Source organism: Aeromonas allosaccharophila (genome assembly GCF_000819685.1).
GTDB lineage: Bacteria > Pseudomonadota > Gammaproteobacteria > Enterobacterales > Aeromonadaceae > Aeromonas > Aeromonas allosaccharophila.
In genome coordinates this window covers 144006-162144 of the sequence record NZ_CDBR01000053.1, presented here as the reverse complement: position 1 = coordinate 162144, position 18139 = coordinate 144006, and the positions used below count along the sequence as shown (strand labels likewise).

General features: G+C 58.8%; 20 protein-coding genes and 1 pseudogene. 4 read left to right on the top strand and 17 right to left on the bottom strand.

The window, feature by feature from the left end:
- Positions 1-109: 109 nt before the first annotated feature.
- Positions 110-1003 (top strand): annotated as a pseudogene (locus BN1115_RS10575) (EamA family transporter).
- 130 nt (positions 1004-1133) lie between these two features.
- Positions 1134-2984 carry an extracellular solute-binding protein gene (locus tag BN1115_RS10570; protein ID WP_042657121.1) on the top strand — a complete coding sequence of 617 codons (1851 nt, stop codon included), beginning with the start codon at positions 1134-1136 and terminating at the stop codon, positions 2982-2984.
- Between the two features lie 117 nt (positions 2985-3101).
- Here the strand turns inward: BN1115_RS10570 and BN1115_RS10565 are convergent, their stop codons facing one another.
- The 11 genes from BN1115_RS10565 to BN1115_RS10515 are packed head-to-tail and all read right to left on the bottom strand — an operon-like array spanning position 3102 to position 10364.
- Positions 3102-3494, bottom strand: coding sequence for a DUF2750 domain-containing protein (locus tag BN1115_RS10565; RefSeq protein WP_042057449.1), 393 nt, complete (start codon positions 3492-3494; stop codon positions 3102-3104).
- Positions 3484-4461 carry a LysR family transcriptional regulator gene (locus BN1115_RS10560; protein ID WP_082034830.1) on the bottom strand — a complete coding sequence of 326 codons (978 nt, stop codon included), beginning with the start codon at positions 4459-4461 and terminating at the stop codon, positions 3484-3486. The genes BN1115_RS10565 and BN1115_RS10560 overlap by 11 nt, the downstream gene beginning before the upstream one ends.
- A gap of 13 nt (positions 4462-4474) precedes the next feature.
- Positions 4475-5251, bottom strand: a complete 777-nt coding sequence (locus BN1115_RS10555; protein ID WP_128821457.1) for a hypothetical protein — start codon at positions 5249-5251, stop codon at positions 4475-4477.
- Entirely contained in the window at positions 5248-6126 is an 879-nt protein-coding gene (locus BN1115_RS10550; protein ID WP_042657119.1) for a metal ABC transporter permease, read from the bottom strand. The genes BN1115_RS10555 and BN1115_RS10550 overlap by 4 nt, the downstream gene beginning before the upstream one ends.
- Positions 6126-6809: a metal ABC transporter ATP-binding protein gene (locus tag BN1115_RS10545; protein ID WP_042657118.1), complete on the bottom strand. Its 684-nt coding sequence runs from the start codon at positions 6807-6809 to the stop codon at positions 6126-6128. The genes BN1115_RS10550 and BN1115_RS10545 overlap by 1 nt, the downstream gene beginning before the upstream one ends.
- Entirely contained in the window at positions 6809-7684 is an 876-nt protein-coding gene (locus BN1115_RS10540) for a metal ABC transporter solute-binding protein, Zn/Mn family (protein ID WP_042657117.1), read from the bottom strand. The genes BN1115_RS10545 and BN1115_RS10540 overlap by 1 nt, the downstream gene beginning before the upstream one ends.
- Entirely contained in the window at positions 7681-8133 is a 453-nt protein-coding gene (locus BN1115_RS10535) for a hypothetical protein (RefSeq protein WP_128821456.1), read from the bottom strand. The genes BN1115_RS10540 and BN1115_RS10535 overlap by 4 nt, the downstream gene beginning before the upstream one ends.
- Before the next feature lies 1 nt (position 8134).
- Positions 8135-8443 carry a hypothetical protein gene (locus BN1115_RS10530; protein WP_042657115.1) on the bottom strand — a complete coding sequence of 103 codons (309 nt, stop codon included), beginning with the start codon at positions 8441-8443 and terminating at the stop codon, positions 8135-8137.
- Positions 8440-9249 carry a DUF4198 domain-containing protein gene (locus tag BN1115_RS10525; protein WP_042657114.1) on the bottom strand — a complete coding sequence of 270 codons (810 nt, stop codon included), beginning with the start codon at positions 9247-9249 and terminating at the stop codon, positions 8440-8442. The genes BN1115_RS10530 and BN1115_RS10525 overlap by 4 nt, the downstream gene beginning before the upstream one ends.
- The gene (locus BN1115_RS10520; RefSeq protein ID WP_042657113.1) at positions 9246-9728 is read right to left on the bottom strand and encodes a DUF2271 domain-containing protein; all 483 of its coding nucleotides are present in this window, start codon (positions 9726-9728) and stop codon (positions 9246-9248) included. Before BN1115_RS10520 ends, BN1115_RS10525 begins: the two co-directional genes overlap by 4 nt.
- A 12-nt stretch (positions 9729-9740) precedes the next feature.
- Positions 9741-10364, bottom strand: coding sequence for a PepSY-associated TM helix domain-containing protein (locus BN1115_RS10515; RefSeq protein WP_167335552.1), 624 nt, complete (start codon positions 10362-10364; stop codon positions 9741-9743).
- Positions 10365-10740: 376 nt separating this feature from the next.
- Here BN1115_RS10515 and BN1115_RS10510 point away from each other — a divergent pair, with 376 nt between their 5' ends.
- A complete protein-coding gene (locus tag BN1115_RS10510; RefSeq protein WP_175566081.1) occupies positions 10741-12855 on the top strand; it encodes a TonB-dependent receptor domain-containing protein in 2115 nt (704 codons plus the stop codon).
- Positions 12856-13049: 194 nt separating this feature from the next.
- On the opposite strand, the gene BN1115_RS10505 is transcribed toward BN1115_RS10510, so the two are convergent.
- A complete protein-coding gene (locus BN1115_RS10505) occupies positions 13050-13601 on the bottom strand; it encodes a hypothetical protein (RefSeq protein ID WP_042657112.1) in 552 nt (183 codons plus the stop codon).
- A gap of 245 nt (positions 13602-13846) precedes the next feature.
- Here BN1115_RS10505 and BN1115_RS10500 point away from each other — a divergent pair, with 245 nt between their 5' ends.
- The gene (locus BN1115_RS10500) at positions 13847-14095 is read left to right on the top strand and encodes a TIGR02647 family protein (RefSeq protein ID WP_033136857.1); all 249 of its coding nucleotides are present in this window, start codon (positions 13847-13849) and stop codon (positions 14093-14095) included.
- Here BN1115_RS10500 and BN1115_RS22915 read toward each other — a convergent pair.
- The 5 genes from BN1115_RS22915 to pdhA all read right to left on the bottom strand — a co-directional run bounded on the left by BN1115_RS22915 (position 14082) and on the right by pdhA (position 18059).
- Positions 14082-14387, bottom strand: a complete 306-nt coding sequence (locus BN1115_RS22915) for a hypothetical protein (protein ID WP_082034828.1) — start codon at positions 14385-14387, stop codon at positions 14082-14084. The two genes, BN1115_RS10500 and BN1115_RS22915, sit on opposite strands and share 14 nt — an antisense overlap.
- Positions 14388-14477: 90 nt before the next feature.
- Positions 14478-14687 (bottom strand): cold-shock protein, encoded by a 210-nt coding sequence (locus BN1115_RS10495; RefSeq protein WP_075112094.1) that lies wholly within the window; start codon positions 14685-14687, stop codon positions 14478-14480.
- A gap of 207 nt (positions 14688-14894) precedes the next feature.
- The gene (locus tag BN1115_RS10490) at positions 14895-15995 is read right to left on the bottom strand and encodes a dihydrolipoamide acetyltransferase family protein (RefSeq protein ID WP_042657111.1); all 1101 of its coding nucleotides are present in this window, start codon (positions 15993-15995) and stop codon (positions 14895-14897) included.
- Positions 15992-16978 carry an alpha-ketoacid dehydrogenase subunit beta gene (locus tag BN1115_RS10485; protein WP_042657110.1) on the bottom strand — a complete coding sequence of 329 codons (987 nt, stop codon included), beginning with the start codon at positions 16976-16978 and terminating at the stop codon, positions 15992-15994. The genes BN1115_RS10490 and BN1115_RS10485 overlap by 4 nt, the downstream gene beginning before the upstream one ends.
- Positions 16971-18059, bottom strand: coding sequence for a pyruvate dehydrogenase (acetyl-transferring) E1 component subunit alpha (gene pdhA / locus BN1115_RS10480; RefSeq protein ID WP_042657109.1), 1089 nt, complete (start codon positions 18057-18059; stop codon positions 16971-16973). The genes BN1115_RS10485 and pdhA overlap by 8 nt, the downstream gene beginning before the upstream one ends.
- Positions 18060-18139 lie beyond the last annotated feature (80 nt).

Here is an 18139-nt window from a genome sequence, read left to right as displayed (position 1 = left end):
CTTTGTCCTTGACACTCACCACCTGCCCAAGGGTATGCTCCCACCCTTGCCGATCGCGCCGGGCTGTGTAAACCCGCGCGCCACACAGCTGATGACAGGGATTTCAACCATGCAAACCAAGGACAAGTGTCTGGCCGCTCTGGTCATCCTCTGCTGGGGGCTCAACTTCATCGCCATCAAGTGGGGACTGGAGGGGATACCACCGCTACTGCTGGGGGCACTGCGCTTTATCGGCGTGGTCTTTCCCGCCATCTTGCTGGTCCCCAGGCCCGCCATGCCCTGGCGCTGGCTGCTGGCCTACGGCGGCGCCATCAGCCTGGGCCAGTTCGCCTTTCTGTTCAGTGCCATGAAGTTCGGCATGCCGGCAGGCATGGCCTCGCTGGTGCTGCAATCCCAGGTGGTGTTCACCCTGCTGTTTGCGATGATCTGGCTGGGGGAGCGCTGGCAACCCCACCACTGGGTGGCGCTGCCTTTGGCGGGGCTCGGCCTCTATCTCATCGCCACCCACGGCGAAGGCAACCTGACCCTGCTCGGCTTCGTGCTGACGCTGTGCGCCGCAGCCTGCTGGGGCCTTGGCAACGTCATCAATCGCCAGATTGGTCTGCGCTACCAGACCACACTGCCGAGCCTGATCGCCTGGGGTGGTCTGGTGCCCATCCTGCCATTTTTTGCCCTCTCCTGGCTGTTCGAGGGGCCGGCGCTGATAACCAGCAGCCTGCTCAATTTCAGCTGGCAGGGATTATTGTGCGTGCTCTATCTCTCGTATGTCGCGACCTAGCTGGGTTACGGCCTGTGGGGACGACTGCTGATGCGCTATCCGGTGGCGCAGGTGGCGCCGCTCTCCCTGCTGATCCCCTGTGTTGGCATGGTGGCGGCCGCCCTGCTGCTCGATGAACATCCGACCGCCATGCAGTGGCTGGGCTCAGGTCTGGTGCTGCTCGGCTTTGTGGTCCATTTGCTGGGTGGCCGACTGCGCGGGTTGAAACCACAGAGAGCGACCTGATGAGCACCTGCCAATTTGTGCTATTTCATTGACCTGACAGGATAAAATTTTCATGATGAGCTAGTCCCCATCGGGACTGACATCACCAGCGCGTGATCTGCAGGAAGCAGACTTTCAGGAGAGCAAGGATATGCCATCGACCATCACCGCCGGGGGGCGCCGCCTCCACCCTATCATTCGCGCCACCGCCATCACCCTGACCCTATGCTGGAGCCCGTTTGGCTGGAGTGCCACGCTGCCCGCTGATTTGAAGTGGGAGAGCAACAACCAGGATCCGGTCTATGCCGATCCGGCCGCCAAACGCGGCGGCACCTTTCGCACCTTTATGACCAGCTTCCCCCTGACCCTGCGCAAATATGGCCCCGACTCCAACGGCGGCTTTGCCGGTTACGTGCGAGAGAGCAACCTGCCACTGCTGAGCACCCACCCCGTCACCGGCAATCCCATGCCGATGCTGGCCAACGAGTGGGCCTTCGGTGCCGACCACAAGACCCTCTATTTTCGCATCAATCCCAAGGCGCGCTGGTCAGACGGCCAACCGGTCACCGCCGATGACTGGCTCTTTACCCTCAAGATGATGCGCAGCAAAGAGATCAACGACCCCTGGTACAACAACTACTACAGCACCCAGATAGCCGATATCACCAAGTTTGATGATCACACCCTGGCCATCACCAGCGGCACCGAAAAGAGCCGCCAGGATCTGCTCGAATCACTGCCCATCAGCCCGGAACCGAGCCACGCCATCACGCTCACCGCCAACTGGGTCAAGGAGTACAACTGGAAGGTGTTGCCGGTCACCGGCCCCTATCAGCTCGATCAGGTGAAAAAGGGCAAGTCGGTTACCTTCAAGCGGATTGAAAACTGGTGGGGGGATGACGAGCGTTACTTCCAGCATCGCTTCAATCCCGCGCGGATCGAGATCAAGGTGCTCAGGGATCTGAACATCGCCTGGCAGCACTTCCTGCGCGGCGATCTCGATACCTTCCCGCTGGTGATGCCCAACTGGTGGCACGACAAGACCAAAACGTCGGAGTTCGAGAAGGGGTATATCGCGCGCACCTGGTTCTACAATCAGACTCCGCAATCGCCGATGGGGCTCTATCTCAACACCGCCGATCCGCAGCTGAATAATCTCGATGTGCGGCTCGGGATCCAGCATGCCCTCAACCTCGACAAGATGCTCACCACCCTGCTGCGGGGGGATTACCAGCGACTCAACAGTTATGGCTCAGGTCAGGGTGAGTTTACCAACAGCGAGATCAAGGCCCGTCCGTTCGATCCCAAACTGGCACGGGAATACTTTGCCAAGGCAGGCTTTAACAAAGTGGGGCCACAGGGGATTTTGCAAAACGACATGGGGCAGTCACTGACCCTCGCTATCACCTACACCACCGCAGAGCACGCCCAGCGGCTCACCTTGCTACGGGAAGAAGCCAAGAAGGCGGGACTTAATCTGGAGCTCAACCTGATGGATGCCTCGGCCGGTTTCAAATCGATGCTGGAGAAAAAGCACCAGAGCGCCTGGATGGCTTGGGCGGGCAGCCGCTATCCCGCCTATTGGGAGTTCTTCCACAAGGTCAACGCCAACAAGCCCCAGACCAACAACATCATGAACATCGATGATGACGCCATCACGGCCTTGGTGGAGCAGTATGACAAGGAGTTCGACTTTGCCAAAAAGGCGGCCCTGTCACGGCAGATCCAGCAGCGGCTCTATGAGCTGGCCAGCTTCGTCCCCGCCTATCAGGTGCCCTATACCCGGGAGGGGGCCTGGCGCTGGATAAAACTGCCCAAGGTGCCCGCAACCCCCAAGAGCGAGCAGCTCTACTGGCCCCTCGGTGGCGACAACAGCGGTTACAGCTACGGTGGCCTGCTGTGGATCGATGAAGAGGCAAAGACACAGACCAAAGCGGCCATCAAGGCCGACAAAACGTTCCCGGTCGTGCTCCTGACTGACACCACTTATCGGCAACCGTAATTTTGGCGGCCCTCCTCTGCTCCAGCGAGCACAGGAGGGCCGCCCCAAAAACGACAGACCCCGCACAGTGGCGGGGTCTTGTTTTGCAACCGGGTTGCTTGCAAGTAAACGAGGCAATTAGCCGCGCTTGGCCTGCTTCTCGGCAATGGCGTCAGCCACGTCGGCCGGCTCCAGCACGATGCCTTCCTGATCCGGGGTCGGGAACACGGCAACACACAGCTCGTCCTGCTCCATACCGTCAACCCAGCGCTCCAGCCATACCTTGAGGGTGATGGACTGCGGCTTGCAATCGGCCCACTCACCTTCGGCCCATGCTTTGGCGTACTCCGGGTGCGGCCATACCGGGATGCAATCTTCATCATCGGTGGTCAGCATCATGACGCCATGCTCGTCAGTCAGAACAAACAGCTCTTCATGCTCGACCAGCTTGCTGATGAAGTGTTCGTAACGGTAATCAGCGTTCAGTTGCAGCGCGGCATTGCGCTCGGTGTCGCTCAGTTCATAGCTCATTGGCCAAGTCTCTCTCTCGATAAAGGGCGCCATGTTCACATCTTGTCGGCAGCTTGTCCAGCTTGCACCCGCGCCAGGAGGGTGGGAGCGCACTGCGAATATGAGCCAGTAATGCACTGACCTTGCGCGGCTGCCGCCCATAAGGATAGAGCAATCCCACCTGCCATGGCACCACTTGCCAACCCGGCAAACAGGGGATCAAGCTGTCCGGATGGGCCCGGTTCAGGGCCCGGACACGGGTATCCGGTAAAATACCGATGCCCCGGCCACGTCGCATCGCGCTGATCTGCATCCCCACATCATCAAACAGCAAGCGGGAGGGCGTAGGCTGGCACAGATACTCCCCCTCCTGTCGATGCCGTAACAGCACCCCGTCGTTGATCGTCGCGCCCCCACCAATCCAGTCATGGGTGCTCACATCTCTAGGGTGTTGTATCGGCTGTTGTCCTGCCAGATAGTCCGGGCTGGCATAGAGAGAGGCGGGCAGTTGCACCAGCGGCTCGTAACGCAAACCACACTCGGGATCCGCCCCGAACCAGCACCAGATTTCACCCTGAACAGCACTGTTTGGAGAGAGTTGCTCGTCGGTTTTCAGACTGATCCTGGCCCCGGGATAGTGCTCCAGAAACGACTCAAGCGCTTCCACAAACCATGTCTCGGCGCAGACGGGGTGACAGCGTACCTGCAACTCCCCGCTCACCTCTTCCCGCAGATCCTCCATCACCTGCAGCCCTTGCTGCGAGAGTCGCAGCATCTGCCGGGCATAGGATTCAAACAATCGGCCCGCTTCCGTCAGCTGCAGTCGATTGCTCTGACGACGCAATAACGGCTGACCAACCCGCAGCTCCAGCTGGGCGAGACGACGGCTCATGGTCGATTTCGGGAAACCGAGTTGATCGGCGGCAGCGGTAAGACTGCCGCACTCAACCACGGCGCAGAATATTTTTATTTCGATCAGGTCCAGCATTCACATTCCCGCATCAATCGGCTGTTGGCGCGAGCTGGCGAACCAGGGCCTGTTGATTTTGCATCAGCCAGACTTCGATCGGCTGATCTCCCAGCCGCAGCAAGGGGTCCGGCTGCCAGATGCCACGGGAACGTCCTTTGAGCGGACGACTGGTCAGCACCAGATCGGCCTGCTGTTGCGGCACCAATGGCAGACCGAGCGCCTGCGCCAGTGGCATCAGCCGTTGATCTGCCACCGCCAGACTGGCCACATTGTGCGCCAGCAGCACATCGTCAAACGCCATGGCACTGCCCTGCACCGCCCGCAGCAGTCGCTGGCGATTACGTTCAATCTGCGCGCTCTGGGCTGGCCACATACGGGCCAGATCCCGCGCGGCCACATTGCCCATCAGGGTCAGATTGCCAAAATCGAGCCAGAAGTAGTCCCCCTCCCCGTCCGCTCGCAGGGTCACTTTGGCGCCTGCTGGCGCCAGCTCCCGCGCGACATCAATGGGCACGACCCGGATCTGGCGCTGGCGCAACAGGGGATAAATCGCCAGCTCCGGCTGCAACGACTCCATCGTCAGCAGGGCATCGGCCGGTCCCAGGGTGGCCACGTCCACCTTGCTCAGCCAACCGGGGATCCGGTTTAGCGGCAATCTGGCGGGCGGCAGATAACGGGCGACGATACCGGTGTCGGCCAACAGCGAAAGGTTGATGGCGTGCAACACCGGCACGGTACTGACCACGGTCGGCGCGGCCCACAACGGCAACGCCAGCAGGCCGAGCAGCAAACAAACAAAGGATCTCATTCAATGGTTCTCCAGCGACGGTAACCGAGCGCAAGTACAAAAAAGAGCGAGGCAAACATCACGATGGCCGCCCCGGAAGGCAGTGGCAGGGCGCCCGCCATCGGCACCAGAATGCCGAGGAAGCAGCTGAGGGTTGAAAACAGCACCGAGAGCCAGAAAAACTGGGCACCACTGCGACTCACCAGTCGGGCCGCCGTTGCGGGGATAAGCAGCAGCGCCCCCACCAGAATGGCCCCAATCACCTTGACCGAGGCGACCGTCATCAGGGCAATCAACAACACGAACAGATAGTCATAGAGACGCACCGCCACCCCGCGGCTGCGCGCCAACTCCGGCGCCAGACTCGCCAGCAGGGCGGTATTGGTTCCGCGCAGCAACATCAGCAGTGCAGGAATGGCAATGATCAGCAGCACCAGCAGGTCGAGATCCTTGACCGTCAGGATCGAGCCAAACAGCACGTTTTCCAGGATATGTACGTTGACCCGCTTGGCTACATAAAGCAGCAAGGCGGCCCCCAACGCGATGGCAAACGAGAGGAACACGCCCACCAACGCATCATAAGGGATCTGGGTGCGGCTCTTGACCCAGTGGAGCAGCAGGGCAAATAGGATGCAAAAACAAAACAGCGCCACCAGCGGCGCCGTGGCGGGCTCCCCCAGCAAGATCCCGAGTGCCACACCGGTCAGGGCACCGTGGCCGACCGCTTCGGAGAAAAATGCCAGCCGCTTGACCACCACCAGCGGGCCCAACGCCCCGAGCAATGGCCCCATCAAGAGGGCCGCTACCAGGGCATTGGTCAGGAAGGCGTACTGGAACATCTCGGGCAAATAGCCGCTTTCAAAGAGGGAGAATACCCATTGACGCAGACTCTCCATCACGCCACCTCCAGTTGGTCGTCGGCAAACACCTCATCCGGGGTGCCGACCGCCGCCAGCCCGCCATCAATCACCCACACCCGGTCGGCATAACGCTTCACCCAGGCCATGTCATGGTGCACCACCAGCAAGGTGGCCCCTTGCCTGCGCAGTTGCAGCAGCAAGCGGTTAACCATCTCTTGTCCCTCTTGATCCAGCCCGGTCATGGGCTCATCCAGACACCAGAGTTTACTCCCCTGATCCAGCCCTTGTGCCAGCAGCAAGCGCTGGCGTTCCCCCCCAGACAGCTGACCAAGGCGCAAATGCCCCTTACCGGTCAGCCCGACTTGCGCCAACAGCTGATCGATCCGCACTTTCGCCGCCGACTTCATCGGCAACCACAGGGGGCGGCGCGAGAACGTCGCCAGCAGGAATTCGTTGATGGTGATGGGCAGGGATGGCTCAAACTGGCTCTGCTGTGGCACATAGGCCACCGGACCCGGCGCCCCCGCCCACTCCCGAAACACGTCGCCGCTATGGTGTCGCAGACCCAGCACGCACTTGAGCAAGGAGGATTTGCCTGCGCCGTTGGGGCCGACGATGGCATGCAGCTTGCCCGCCGCGAAGGTGCCATCGATGGGCTGGAGTATGCTCACCCGATTGAGCGACAAGGCAAGCCCTTGCAGCAGGATTGACGGCCCCATCAGCTTGCCTGCGCCGCCAGTGACAGCGCCTTGACCAGGGTCTTGAGGTTGTGATCCATCTCGCGGCTCACCAGATCGGGGTCATAGTCACCAAACGTCATGTGGGAGAAGTGGTAAATCCGGATCCCGGTGGCGTTCTGGATCAGCTCCACGTAGCGGTTATCCATATCCAGCTCGGTAAACAGCACCTGAATATTGGCCGCCTTGATCCGCTCAATGGTCTGCTGCAACTGGGTCGCATTGGGCTCAACCCCGTGGGCCGGTTCAATGACGGTGTCGATGCCGATGCCAAACTCTTGCAGCAGATAGCCGTAAGCATTATGGGTACTGGCGATGCGCACACTGGCCAGATCCAGCGTCAACAACTCGGCCCGGTAGCGGTTCTTGATGGCTCGCAGGCTGCGGGCATAGGTCAGGGCATTTTGCTGAAAATAGTCACGGTTGGCCGGATCAAGTCGTCCCAGCTCGCGGGCAATGGTATAGACCTGACGCACCGCGGCATCGATGGCCACAAAGGTATGGGGGTTGTAGCTCCCCTTGCTGGTGGCGAGCAGCGGCAAGTCGGCATTGGCGTAAATCCGGGTCAGCTTGGGCAGCGCAAGCCCCTCGAGGGCATGCACCGCAAACTCGTCATGGCCGATGCCGTTGAGCACCAGTGCATCCATGCTGCTCAAGCGCTTGAGATCGCTCGGTTGCAGTTCATAGCTATGGGGGTTGAAGCCGCTCTCGATCAGCGGCACCACCTTGGCACGATCGCCCACGATATGGTGCACATAGCTGTAATAAGGGTGCAGGGTGATCCCCACGGTCAACGGCTTGCTCCATGCAACAAGAGGGGCCAGCAGCAGGCTCAGGCCCAGAAAAATACGCATCATGGTGTCATCAAAATCCAGTGGAGAGGTGTAGTGCAGTCAGGGATGCCGGATGCCTCTTCGCCATCGAGAAAAATGGCATTAGCAGGCAACGAGACAAGCCAGCGCGCATCGGGTTGGCCCACTCGTGGCCCCAGCCAGCAGCCATTGGCCAGCTCTTGCCAACCCCCCTCGCTAAAAGGGGGGATCAGGGCTTGCTCCATGGCGGCCAGCGCGGGCCAGTAGCCGTCACTGGCCATAAAGCCGGCCTCATCGAGGGCGATAACCAGCTCGGTCAGCTGCTGACGGCCAGCCGGGGTGAGATCAGGCGTTTGTGCCACAGGCGTATCTGGCGCCTGACGCAAATAGATCCCCACCACCCCGCACAACAAGACGGCGGTGGTGAACAGTGCCACCCAGCGATTCTCATTGCGGCCATCATCCGGCACGACGCGCACACGGCAGCCGCTCATCTCAGAGCAGCTCTGCATAGTCAAATTCAGCGGGTTCTTCATGTCCGGCATCGAAGCGGATATAAAACTCCCCCTCCGGCTCGGTGAAACGCGCTTCCGAACGGCCATTGGCCTTGACGGTGAGCAGCACCTCATCGTCATAGCTATACATGACGACCTCGGCACCGCTCGCCAGGGTACCGTCGCTGTAGCCCACCTTGCAGACCAGTTCGTTACCCTCACGGCCACAATCCATCACCGGATAGTGAGCTTGTACAGCCAGCGGCATCAGCAAGGCCAGGGCAGGCAGCCACTTGTTACACAGGATCATTGCGGCAATACCTCGAAGGTCAGCAGATAATTGATCGCAACCTTGTCAGCCATCGGCGATTGGCTGGCCTGCTCAATGTTGGCAGAGAGCAGGTGCGGGCCGGTCTGGGTCGGGGTCACCGTCACCACACCATCCTTGTCGCTGACCAGCTCCTGCTGCTGGCGTCCATCGCGCCACTGAGTACCGTGCCCCACCACTTCCACCTTGCGATCGGCCAACGGCTGACCCTCAAACGTCAGACGAAAACGGGCCGCTTCACCCACCACCACATCACTGGGGTGGGTCAAGGGTTGCAGCTCCAGTCCCTGACCCGTGCTCTTGAGCACGGTATCGCTAGGGGTGTTACGGGTGACATAGAAGGCGCTGACATTTTGCATGGCATAGGTGGTCACCCCTTGCGCCTTGGCGGGCACCTGAGCGGCCGCCTCCTGCTTGTTCGCCATGATCCGGCGTTCGGTATTGCGCTTGCCAATGGTGTAGGTGGTGACATAGCGAGGCGGATTGCGCAGCTCGATCTTGTAAGTGCCCACTTCATTCACGGCCAGATCGAACACGCTGCGGCGCTGTCCCTTGTAATAAGGACCGGTTCGGCCGGGGTTGCCTGCCGGGTCATAGACGGTGACATTGTCCAGCCCGATCGGCTTGTCAAAACTGAAGACCCCGTGGGAGGCGGTACCATCCACGGTGATCCAGTGATCCTTGTCGCTCGAGACGTTGAACTCGCTCGGCAACATCCAGACCGGATGAGCGGCCGCACAGGTGGCGAACAGGGCGAGCAGCCCCCAGCCAGCAGAATATTTGGTCATGATTTAACTCCGGTATGTATGGTGATCGGGCCCAGTTCGGCGACCGGTTTCAGGTGATAGCTGGCTGTTTGGCCAAGCTCAATGGATTGGCTGACCAGAGAACGGCTGCCATGTTCGCGCACGGCTTCGATATGCAGGGTGTAGCGTCCCGACGGCAGGGCATTCCCCTGATGGTCACGGCCATCCCAGTGCAGCTGGTGCACGCCCGGTTTACGAGTCGCACCGGAGACGCCATCCGGCAGGTCGTTCTCATAACGACCACTCTTGCGCCACCAGCGCCGCATATCCTTGAGCCAGTCCGCCTCTTTGCGCCAGACGGCGATGGTTGCCACCGCCTGTTGCTGGGGGTTTTCAACCCAGACCGCAACATAAGGACGGTATTGGCTGCCTTCGTGGCGGGGCAGTTCCAGCGACAGAGTGACGTCAGCAACCGCTGGCAAGCTGGCCAGCGAGAGTGCCAGCATTGTGGATTTGAGCATCCGGGACTCCGTTTAGTAGTAGAGGATCACGAAATAAAGCGCGCCCATCAGGGCCGCGCCCGTCACACTCAGGCCAAACAGGCTGGTGCGACGTTTGCGCCGGGACAACACCAGCCAGAACCCGGTCAGGGTAAAAAGCAGCATCACTAGCGAACTTAAGTCGATAAACCATCGCCACATCTCACCGCTGTAACGACCCATGTGCAGATCGTTGAGCACGGCTAGGACGCCAGATGGCTGGGTCTCAATCCTCACCTCTGCCAAGGCAGGTTCAATCTCGACCAGGCTGTAACCGCCGGGACGCTTGATGTCGAGGGTGAGCAACTGCTCTTCGGCATTCCACTCCATCACCATCTCGCCTCCCTCGAGCCCGTGTTGCTGGCGTAACCAGTGAAACAGCTGAGTTCCAGCCAACAGCGGATCCTGTTGCCATAAACCGGTCTCGGCCCACAGGGGCGGTAATGACAGCTGTTGCTGGATCAGGGGAGACGGGGCGGGTAGCCATTGGCGGTTATTGAGAGTCAATCCGGTCAGGGTGAAAAAGAGCATGACCATCAGCATCAGCATGGAGCTGTAGGTATGCAGAGGCCGGACCCAGCGAGGTACATGGTGAGGACGGGCAGAGTGGCTCGACATGATAAAGAAAAGCTCCCGCAGGATGGTCGTCATAAGCGGCGGCAAACTATTGCAAATGAAAATCATTGTCAATGGCGTTTAATTAACGTTATTGACAGCAACACTTTTTTTGCGGGAGGGCGGCGTCGTCATTTTATGCTACTGAAAAAATAACCAACTGATTTTAAATGAAATTAATCCTCACGCGATTAATTAACTATCACCCGAGGTACAGCCTCCCCTCGCGAGTTCCAGTTTTTGGAACGACAGGTTCCATAAACATCGCTCTCTGCTCGTTGTGACTTTGCATAGAATGCTGCCGCGACAGGATGATAATGATTATCAATAAGAATTTTGGTAGTTCAGCAGAGTTCAGAATATAAACAGGAGAGCTAGCATGCCCATACCCCAACCATCCCGCCTCGGTTACGCCATTGCGCTCGCCTTGCTGCCTGCGGGTGCAACCCTGGCCCAGACCATCAATGAAACCATGGTGGTCACAGCATCCGGATTTGAGCAGAAGGTCACCGATGCCCCCGCCAGCATCACGGTCATCACCCGCGAAGATCTGGAACAAAAACGGGTTGCCAGCATTGCTGATGCACTCAGCGATGTGGAAGGGGTGGATGTAGGAGGCAGCGTCGGCAAGACTGGTGGCCTGAATATCAGCATGCGGGGTATGCCCAGCGACTACACCCTGGTACTGATCGATGGACGCCGTCAGAACAATGTGGGGAACGTGACCCCTAATGGATTCGGTGAAACGTCCAACAGCTTTATGCCGCCAGTGGCCGCCATTGAGCGCATCGAAGTGATCCGTGGCCCCATGTCGACGCTCTACGGCTCAGATGCCATGGGGGGCGTGGTCAACATCATCACCCGCAAACCCGCCAAGGAGTGGATGGGTGCCCTGACGCTGGAAAATACCCAACAGCAACACAGTGAGTTTGGCGACAGTGCCGGCGTCAGTTTCTATACCAGCGGCGCCGTCATTGAAGACAAGCTGGGACTGACCCTGCGTGGCAGCCTGTTTGATCGCAGTGCCTCTGACATTCGCTATCAAGATGAGAATGGCGTAGAAAATACGCCAATCATGGGGGCAAATCCGGTTAAATCGGATATCCGCAACCTGGGAGGACGGTTGACGTTCACCCCTACCGACAATCAGGATATCTGGTTCGATGTTGACCGCGGCACCCAAGAGTATGACAACAGTGAAGGCCAGCTTGGCACCCTGGATACGCCGACCAAGATCGGGGGATATGACAAACAGCAACGCTATACCCGCGATCAGTATGTGCTGGCTCACGATGGCCGTTTCAATTTCGGCAACCTCTCCAGTAGCATTACTCGCAGTGAAACCGACACCGCAGGGCGTACCCTGCCCAAGGGCGTTCCGGGCAAAACCGCAGGCGCACCGCGCACTCTGGAGCTGGAGAACACCATTGTCGACAGCAAGCTGGTCACCGTACTGGGCGATAACACCCTCTCGGTAGGTGGTCAGTGGTGGAAAGCCGAGATGATCGACGGCGTCGCTACTGCACCGTTTGAGCATACCCAATGGGCGCTATTTGCCGAAGATGAGTGGCGTTTCCTGCCCGACTGGGCACTGACCATCGGCGCCCGCCACGATGATCACAGCGTATTTGGCAGCCAGCTCAGCCCCCGTGGATATCTGGTATGGGATGCCAGCAGCAACTGGACCTTTAAAGGCGGTGTCAGCCAGGGTTACAAGACCCCTCGCCTGGATCAACTGACCAGCGGGATCGTCGGATTTGGTCGCCAGGGCGCCTTGCCGCTGATCGGCACTCCCAGCCTGACGCCCGAAACCACCACCAGCTCTGAAATAGCCGCCTACTATCAGGCTGATAACGGCTTTAACGCCAACGTCACCCTGTTCCACAACGACTTCCACGACAAGATCGCCAGTGGTACGCCGGTGGCCAACTGTCACTACAGCAAGGCGCCCAATCAGCCAGGTTGTATCGACATTGGCACCAACTGGAATGACATCAAGGAGTTTGGCCAGACGGTCAACATCGATGAAGCCATTACCCGGGGCGTAGAGGTGGGCTCTTACATTCCGTTGGCCGAATACTGGGATCTAAAGGCCAACTACACCTTCACCGACAGCGAGCAGAAATCGGGCAAACAAGCGGGCCAGCCACTGACCGATACCCCCAAGCACATGGTCAACATGAAGCTGAACTGGCAAACCACCGCCCAGCTCAATACCTGGTTGCAGGGGGAATATCGCAGCAAGCGTTGGCGCGGAGTGGGTGCCGAGCAAGATGCGTTTGGTGATTACAGCGCGTTTACCCTGTTCCATCTGGGGGCGTCTTACCGGATCAGCGACAACGTAACCGTCAATGGCACCATCTACAACTTGCTGGATGAGGACTTCTTGCAGTACCACGCCTATAACGACGGTGGCAAAACGGCTTATGCCAACGAATACAACAACAATCAGGAAGGTCGCCGCTTCTGGATCTCGACCAACATTACCTTCTGATCTGCTGACTTTTGCTTAACCAGGATGGCCCGTCATGGGCCATCTATTTTCAACCTTCCCTAGCCAAACGCACATCATGGGGGAGCAGATACTCTTCTCCCGACCACTCCTCGCGCTACTGCTCAACCTTCCTGTACAACCGCTGTTTGTGGTTGAACAGCCTCTTCATCTGCGTGCCGAAACCACCTTCCTACTCACTCAATCGAGGGAGTGCAGAGGCTGATGTCCGTTTGCTCACTGAGCTTTTGCCGCAGCCAGTAGGCGGACTCCACTTCGACAAAGCAGAGCTGATCCCGGCCATTGGCCCCCATCGCCATCAGCTGCTCAAAACGCAGCTGTTGTTGCTGCTCCCAGGCGGCAGCGAGCTTGGCCCCGTGGGCCTCATCCACCACTTCGCGGCGCAGTTCGAACAGGTTATCGGTGATCGGGCTGTTGATCTTGGCGGCGCTGTGCCAATACATCAGCAGGTTATCCATCATCTCGCTGTCGTAGTTGGCAAGCGCATCCAGCTCGGGCGTCTCACCGCTGTCGCTGGCGGCAAAATCACACCAGCCCGCATCGAGTGACGCCAGCTCATGAGCCCCCTTGGCATGCTTGCGCAACAGCGCAATGTCGGCCCCCTTGCGTGCAGGCAACCACACCTCGCCCTGATGAGCATCCAGCAGTGACGTCAACGAAACAGCGGGGTAAACAGGAAAGCGGGCACAAAGTGAATGCAGCAGGGATACCAGAGTGATCTTGACCATGAGCGATACCTTGAACAGGGCGAACAGCCACCAATAGACCGTCCGATATAAAGAAGTGCCCTATCCTATCACGTTTGGTCCGGCGCGGCCCTTGGCGACGCTGTCAGCCAACCATCTGATTACGCCGAAAAAAACAGCATTTGAAACGCGGCATCCAGCCAAAGATCAATAATTTGAGCCAGCGCCCACTAAAGTGGATCCGGGGATGCTAGTTTGCATACATCTTTAGCGTAAGGAGTAAATCCATGATTGGGATCGACCAGGTTTCTAACGACTTTGTAAACGACTTGAAAATACTGGCATGCTTTGATCCGGCCAACATGAGCCTGGGGATTAAATTACGCAGCGATATGTCTGATGAATTGTGCCAAGCCGCGGTTCGTCTGCATCAGCAGGGACTGATCAGTGCAGAAGATGGCGGCTATCTCACCCCGTTTGGCATGACCATGGTTGAACACCTGCAGCACCTGCTGGTCGCACTCAAACCGCTTTGATGGGCTGTGGAGCCCAGAGTGAAAAATTAAGTAGCTCCCAATGTGGCCCCTGGCGAAGATGACAGGCAAACAGCAAAGGACCTTCGGGTCCTTTTACTTTGCCATCCACCAGCCACTCCCCTTCCCTTTCAGGCACCAGACGTGCATTCACCTCATAGGGTTGTAGAGCGGCCCCCATCCTGACCTGGACAAATTGCTGGCAGATAGCCTGCGCTTCCATCGCGGATTGAACCGGTACCGGCGCGTCAGAGTTTGGAGTAAGGGTGGCAACAAGCAGAAGCGATAGCAGCATGATTCAGCATATGTGATTCAGTAGCGGTAGCCAGATAAACAAAAAGCCGTGGCACCAGAGGTACCACGGCTTTCTTAAATTCTGTAAGAATTACAGAGCAGTTACGTTCTCAGCCTGCGGGCCTTTCTGACCTTGGGTCACAGAGAACTGTACGCGCTGACCTTCAGCCAGGGTGCGGAAACCGGCACCTTGAATAGCGCTGAAGTGAACGAAAACGTCCGGGCCGTTTTCTTGCTGGATGAAGCCAAAACCTTTGGTTTCGTTGAAAAACTTAACGGTACCGGTGATCATGTTAGACATATCTTTAAACCTGTATTCAAAATAATTACTTATGCTTTTCAGCGGATAAAGCTCAAAAAACGGGATTAACTTATGAACAACAGGACAAGATGTAGAACATCGTATTCATTGACATAACTATCGCCCTTTCAAGCTGATTTGGATTATACGTGGCTTTGTAGATTACGCAAACAAATTTGTGCCCTGCCAATGACAGGGCGCAAACCGTTATAAGGTGGCCCCTTCCAACGCTTCCACCAACGCTCTGAGAAAACGGGCCGCCTCCCCGCCAGTGCATGCCCTGTGGTCAAATGTCATCGACAGCGGCAGAGCCCTGACGGGACGCGCCTCCCCATGGATGAACACCACTTTTTCGAACAGTTTGCCTGCTCCGATGATGGCCACCTGTGGCGGCGTGACGATGGGGCTGGCGTAGCGGCCTGCGATGGCGCCGAAGTTGGTGAGCGTAATGGTCGCCCCCTGCAACATTTCGCGGGGCACGGCGCGCGCCTTCACATCGGCGATCATCCGATCCAGCCCCTGCCGGATATCCGCCCCCTCGCGCTCGGCTACGTTCTCCATCACCGGCACATAGAGACCATGCTTGGAATCCACCGCAATGGCCACATTGACCTCGTTGAACAGCCGCCGTGACAGGGTTTCGCCATCAAACCAGGCGTTCATCGACGGCTCGGCGCGGCATGCCACACCAATGGCCTTGATAAGGCGCACCGTCACATCCTCATCAGAGCGCCAGTGACGCAAATCCACCTCGTCGGTGATGCTGACCGGCACCACCGTCTGATGAGAGAGCTCCATCGCCTTGGCCATGGCCCGCCGCGACCCTTTGAGAAACTCGTTGCCGCTACTCTGCTGAGCTTCGAACGCCTGCTGCACGTCCAGCTCGGTCACCATGCCGCCGCTGCCACTTCCCTTGATCCGCTCGATATCCAGACCCAGTTTTTGTGCCAGCAGCCGCACCGCTGGCATGGCTTGTACCAGCGCACCACCCGGGGCAATGGCCCCCACCACGAAGTGATCCTCGATATGTTGCTGATGGGCGCTCACCTTGCCCACCACAGTGCCATCATCTTCGCCCCCCTCGAACTCCACCAGCGGCGCGCCGATATGGAGGATATCCCCCTCGGCGCCACAGAGACGGGCAATCACCCCGGCCACCGGAGAGGGCACATCCACCAGCGCCTTGGCCGTTTCCACCGACAACAGCACCTGATCGACCGCAACGGTATCACCGGCACTCACCTTCCACTCGACGATCTCGGCTTCGGCCAACCCTTCACCCAGATCCGGTAATTTGAAAAATTTCATAGCCACTGGTTCTCCATCAGCTGGTGAGCGGCATCGGCGATATCCTGCTCGGTGATGAGGTAGTACACCTCGTTGCGATAGTAAGGGACGGCGGCATCCACGCCGGTCAGCCGCTTGGGCGGTGCCTTGAGGCTGGGAAGTGCCTGCTCGGTCACCCGCGCCACGATTTCAGCCCCGACCCCGAAGCTACCGCACGCCTCATGTACCACCAGCAAGCGGCCGGTCTTGCGCACCGAAGCGAGAATGGTTGCCATATCCAGCGGCTTGATAGTGGCCAGATCCAGCACCTCGCACTGGATGTCCTGCTCGGCCAACAGGTTCGCCGCCCGCATCACCTCCTGAATGCAGGCTCCCCAGGCCACTACCGTGATATCCCGGCCCGGGCGCAGGGTGAAGCAGACATCCAGCGGCAGGCCGATACCGTCATCCACCACTTCGGATTTCATCGAGCGATATATGCGATCGGGTTCGAAAAACATCACGGGATCCGGATCGCGGATAGCCGACAGCAGCAAACCATAGGCACGTCTCGGGCTGGAGGGGATCACCACCCGTAGCCCCGGAATATGGGCAAACAGCGCCTCGACACTCTCGCTGTGGTGTTCCGGCGAATGAATGCCCGCGCCATACGGGGAGCGATAGACAAGGGGACAGGAGAGACGGCCACGGGTACGGTTTCGCATCCGCGCCGCCTGACAGATGATCTGCTCCATCCCGGGGAAGATGAAGCCCTGAAACTGGAACTCCGCCACCGGCTTGAGTCCCTGGGTCGCCATGCCGACCGCCACCCCGGCGATCAACCCTTCAGCCAGCGGCGTGTCGATCACCCGCTTGAAACCGAACTTGTCGCGCAGCCCCACGGTGGCGCGAAACACACCGCCGTTGACTCCCACATCCTCGCCCAGTACCACCACATCCGGGTCGTGCTCCATCTCGTAGTGAAGGGCCATGTTGACCGCTTCCAGCAAACTGATCTCACTCATGGCCAACCTCCTGCTTCATCCCCTTGGCAATCACTCGCTCGCGCTGGGGCAAGAGTTCGGCGGGCAGGCTGGCATAGTGATAATCGAGCATCGCCTCCGGTGGCTGGGGCGCCATCGCCTCATAACGGGCGACCGCCTGCTCTACCTCCTGCGCAGCTTCAGTAAGCAAGCACTGTTCCTGCTCTTCATCCCACCAGCCCTGGCTGTGCATAAACTGGCGCAGCCGCTTGACCGGCTCTTTCGCCCAGGCGGCCTCGACCTCGGCCCCATCGCGATAGCGAGTGGCATCATCGGCCGTGGTGTGATCGCCGAGGCGATAACTGACTGCCTCGATCAGGGTCGGCCCCTTGCCGCTGCGGGCCCGTTCGACGGCACTGCGGGCGGCATCGTAGACCGCCACCACATCGTTGCCATCCACCTGCAGACTGCGCACCCCGGCGCCAATCCCCTTCTGGGCCAGCGTAGGAGCGCTCGATTGCAGCTTGCGTGGCACCGAGATGGCCCACTGGTTGTTGTTGACGATGATGACCATCGGCAGGTGCCAGACACCAGCGCAGTTGAGTCCCTCCAGAAAATCCCCCTTGGAGGTGCCGCCATCGCCGATAGTGACTACGGCGACACGCGGTTGATTACGCAGTTTGAAGGCCGAGGCAATACCGCAAGCGTGGGTGATCTGGGTGGCGATGGGAACGCAGATGGGGAGATCTTCAGAGGGTGTTCCATCGGGTTTGAGAAAATAACTGCCCCGCTCGTCACCGCCCCAATATTGCAGGTTCTTCTCCATCGGCACGCCCCGCACATAGAGGGTAGGCATATCCCGGTAGTAGGGAACGTAGACATCCTGCGACTGCATGGCGAGACCAATGCCAATCCCCACGGCTTCCGCCCCGAGGTGGGAGGGAAAGGTACCGAGTTTGCCGGTTCGTTGCAGCGCAATCGCTTTTTTGTCATAGCTGCGCACCATCACCATATTGCGGTAGAAAGTGTGCAGTATCGCCTTGTCCAGCCAGGTCGGTAAGGTGGCGACCGGGCACCCTTCCGCATCGAGGTAACGAAGGAAAGGGATGTCGACATGGGTCATAACTGGCTCCTTGCCGTTGTTAGCGTCACCGATGCTGGCGACACCTAGATGTAAATACCTTGTTAAATAAAAAGCAAAGG

What these genes read in the sequence shown, in the direction of transcription:
- BN1115_RS10485 (WP_042657110.1), bottom strand. Translation starts at nt 16,978, where the DNA reads ATGAGTGAGATCAGTTTGCTGGAAGCGGTCAACATGGCCCTTCACTAC.
- BN1115_RS10535 (WP_128821456.1), bottom strand. Translation starts at nt 8,133, where the DNA reads ATGAGCGGCTGCCGTGTGCGCGTCGTGCCGGATGATGGCCGCAATGAG.
- BN1115_RS10545 (WP_042657118.1), bottom strand. Translation starts at nt 6,809, where the DNA reads ATGGGGCCGTCAATCCTGCTGCAAGGGCTTGCCTTGTCGCTCAATCGG.
- BN1115_RS10540 (WP_042657117.1), bottom strand. Translation starts at nt 7,684, where the DNA reads ATGATGCGTATTTTTCTGGGCCTGAGCCTGCTGCTGGCCCCTCTTGTT.
- BN1115_RS10560 (WP_082034830.1), bottom strand. Translation starts at nt 4,461, where the DNA reads ATGCTGGACCTGATCGAAATAAAAATATTCTGCGCCGTGGTTGAGTGC.
- BN1115_RS10565 (WP_042057449.1), bottom strand. Translation starts at nt 3,494, where the DNA reads ATGAGCTATGAACTGAGCGACACCGAGCGCAATGCCGCGCTGCAACTG.
- BN1115_RS10520 (WP_042657113.1), bottom strand. Translation starts at nt 9,728, where the DNA reads ATGCTCAAATCCACAATGCTGGCACTCTCGCTGGCCAGCTTGCCAGCG.
- BN1115_RS10515 (WP_167335552.1), bottom strand. Translation starts at nt 10,364, where the DNA reads ATGTCGAGCCACTCTGCCCGTCCTCACCATGTACCTCGCTGGGTCCGG.
- BN1115_RS10505 (WP_042657112.1), bottom strand. Translation starts at nt 13,601, where the DNA reads ATGGTCAAGATCACTCTGGTATCCCTGCTGCATTCACTTTGTGCCCGC.
- BN1115_RS10570 (WP_042657121.1), top strand. Translation starts at nt 1,134, where the DNA reads ATGCCATCGACCATCACCGCCGGGGGGCGCCGCCTCCACCCTATCATT.
- BN1115_RS10530 (WP_042657115.1), bottom strand. Translation starts at nt 8,443, where the DNA reads ATGATCCTGTGTAACAAGTGGCTGCCTGCCCTGGCCTTGCTGATGCCG.
- BN1115_RS22915 (WP_082034828.1), bottom strand. Translation starts at nt 14,387, where the DNA reads ATGCTGCTATCGCTTCTGCTTGTTGCCACCCTTACTCCAAACTCTGAC.
- BN1115_RS10555 (WP_128821457.1), bottom strand. Translation starts at nt 5,251, where the DNA reads ATGAGATCCTTTGTTTGTTTGCTGCTCGGCCTGCTGGCGTTGCCGTTG.
- BN1115_RS10495 (WP_075112094.1), bottom strand. Translation starts at nt 14,687, where the DNA reads ATGTCTAACATGATCACCGGTACCGTTAAGTTTTTCAACGAAACCAAA.
- BN1115_RS10525 (WP_042657114.1), bottom strand. Translation starts at nt 9,249, where the DNA reads ATGACCAAATATTCTGCTGGCTGGGGGCTGCTCGCCCTGTTCGCCACC.
- BN1115_RS10490 (WP_042657111.1), bottom strand. Translation starts at nt 15,995, where the DNA reads ATGAAATTTTTCAAATTACCGGATCTGGGTGAAGGGTTGGCCGAAGCC.
- BN1115_RS10500 (WP_033136857.1), top strand. Translation starts at nt 13,847, where the DNA reads ATGATTGGGATCGACCAGGTTTCTAACGACTTTGTAAACGACTTGAAA.
- BN1115_RS10510 (WP_175566081.1), top strand. Translation starts at nt 10,741, where the DNA reads ATGCCCATACCCCAACCATCCCGCCTCGGTTACGCCATTGCGCTCGCC.
- BN1115_RS10550 (WP_042657119.1), bottom strand. Translation starts at nt 6,126, where the DNA reads ATGGAGAGTCTGCGTCAATGGGTATTCTCCCTCTTTGAAAGCGGCTAT.
- pdhA (WP_042657109.1), bottom strand. Translation starts at nt 18,059, where the DNA reads ATGACCCATGTCGACATCCCTTTCCTTCGTTACCTCGATGCGGAAGGG.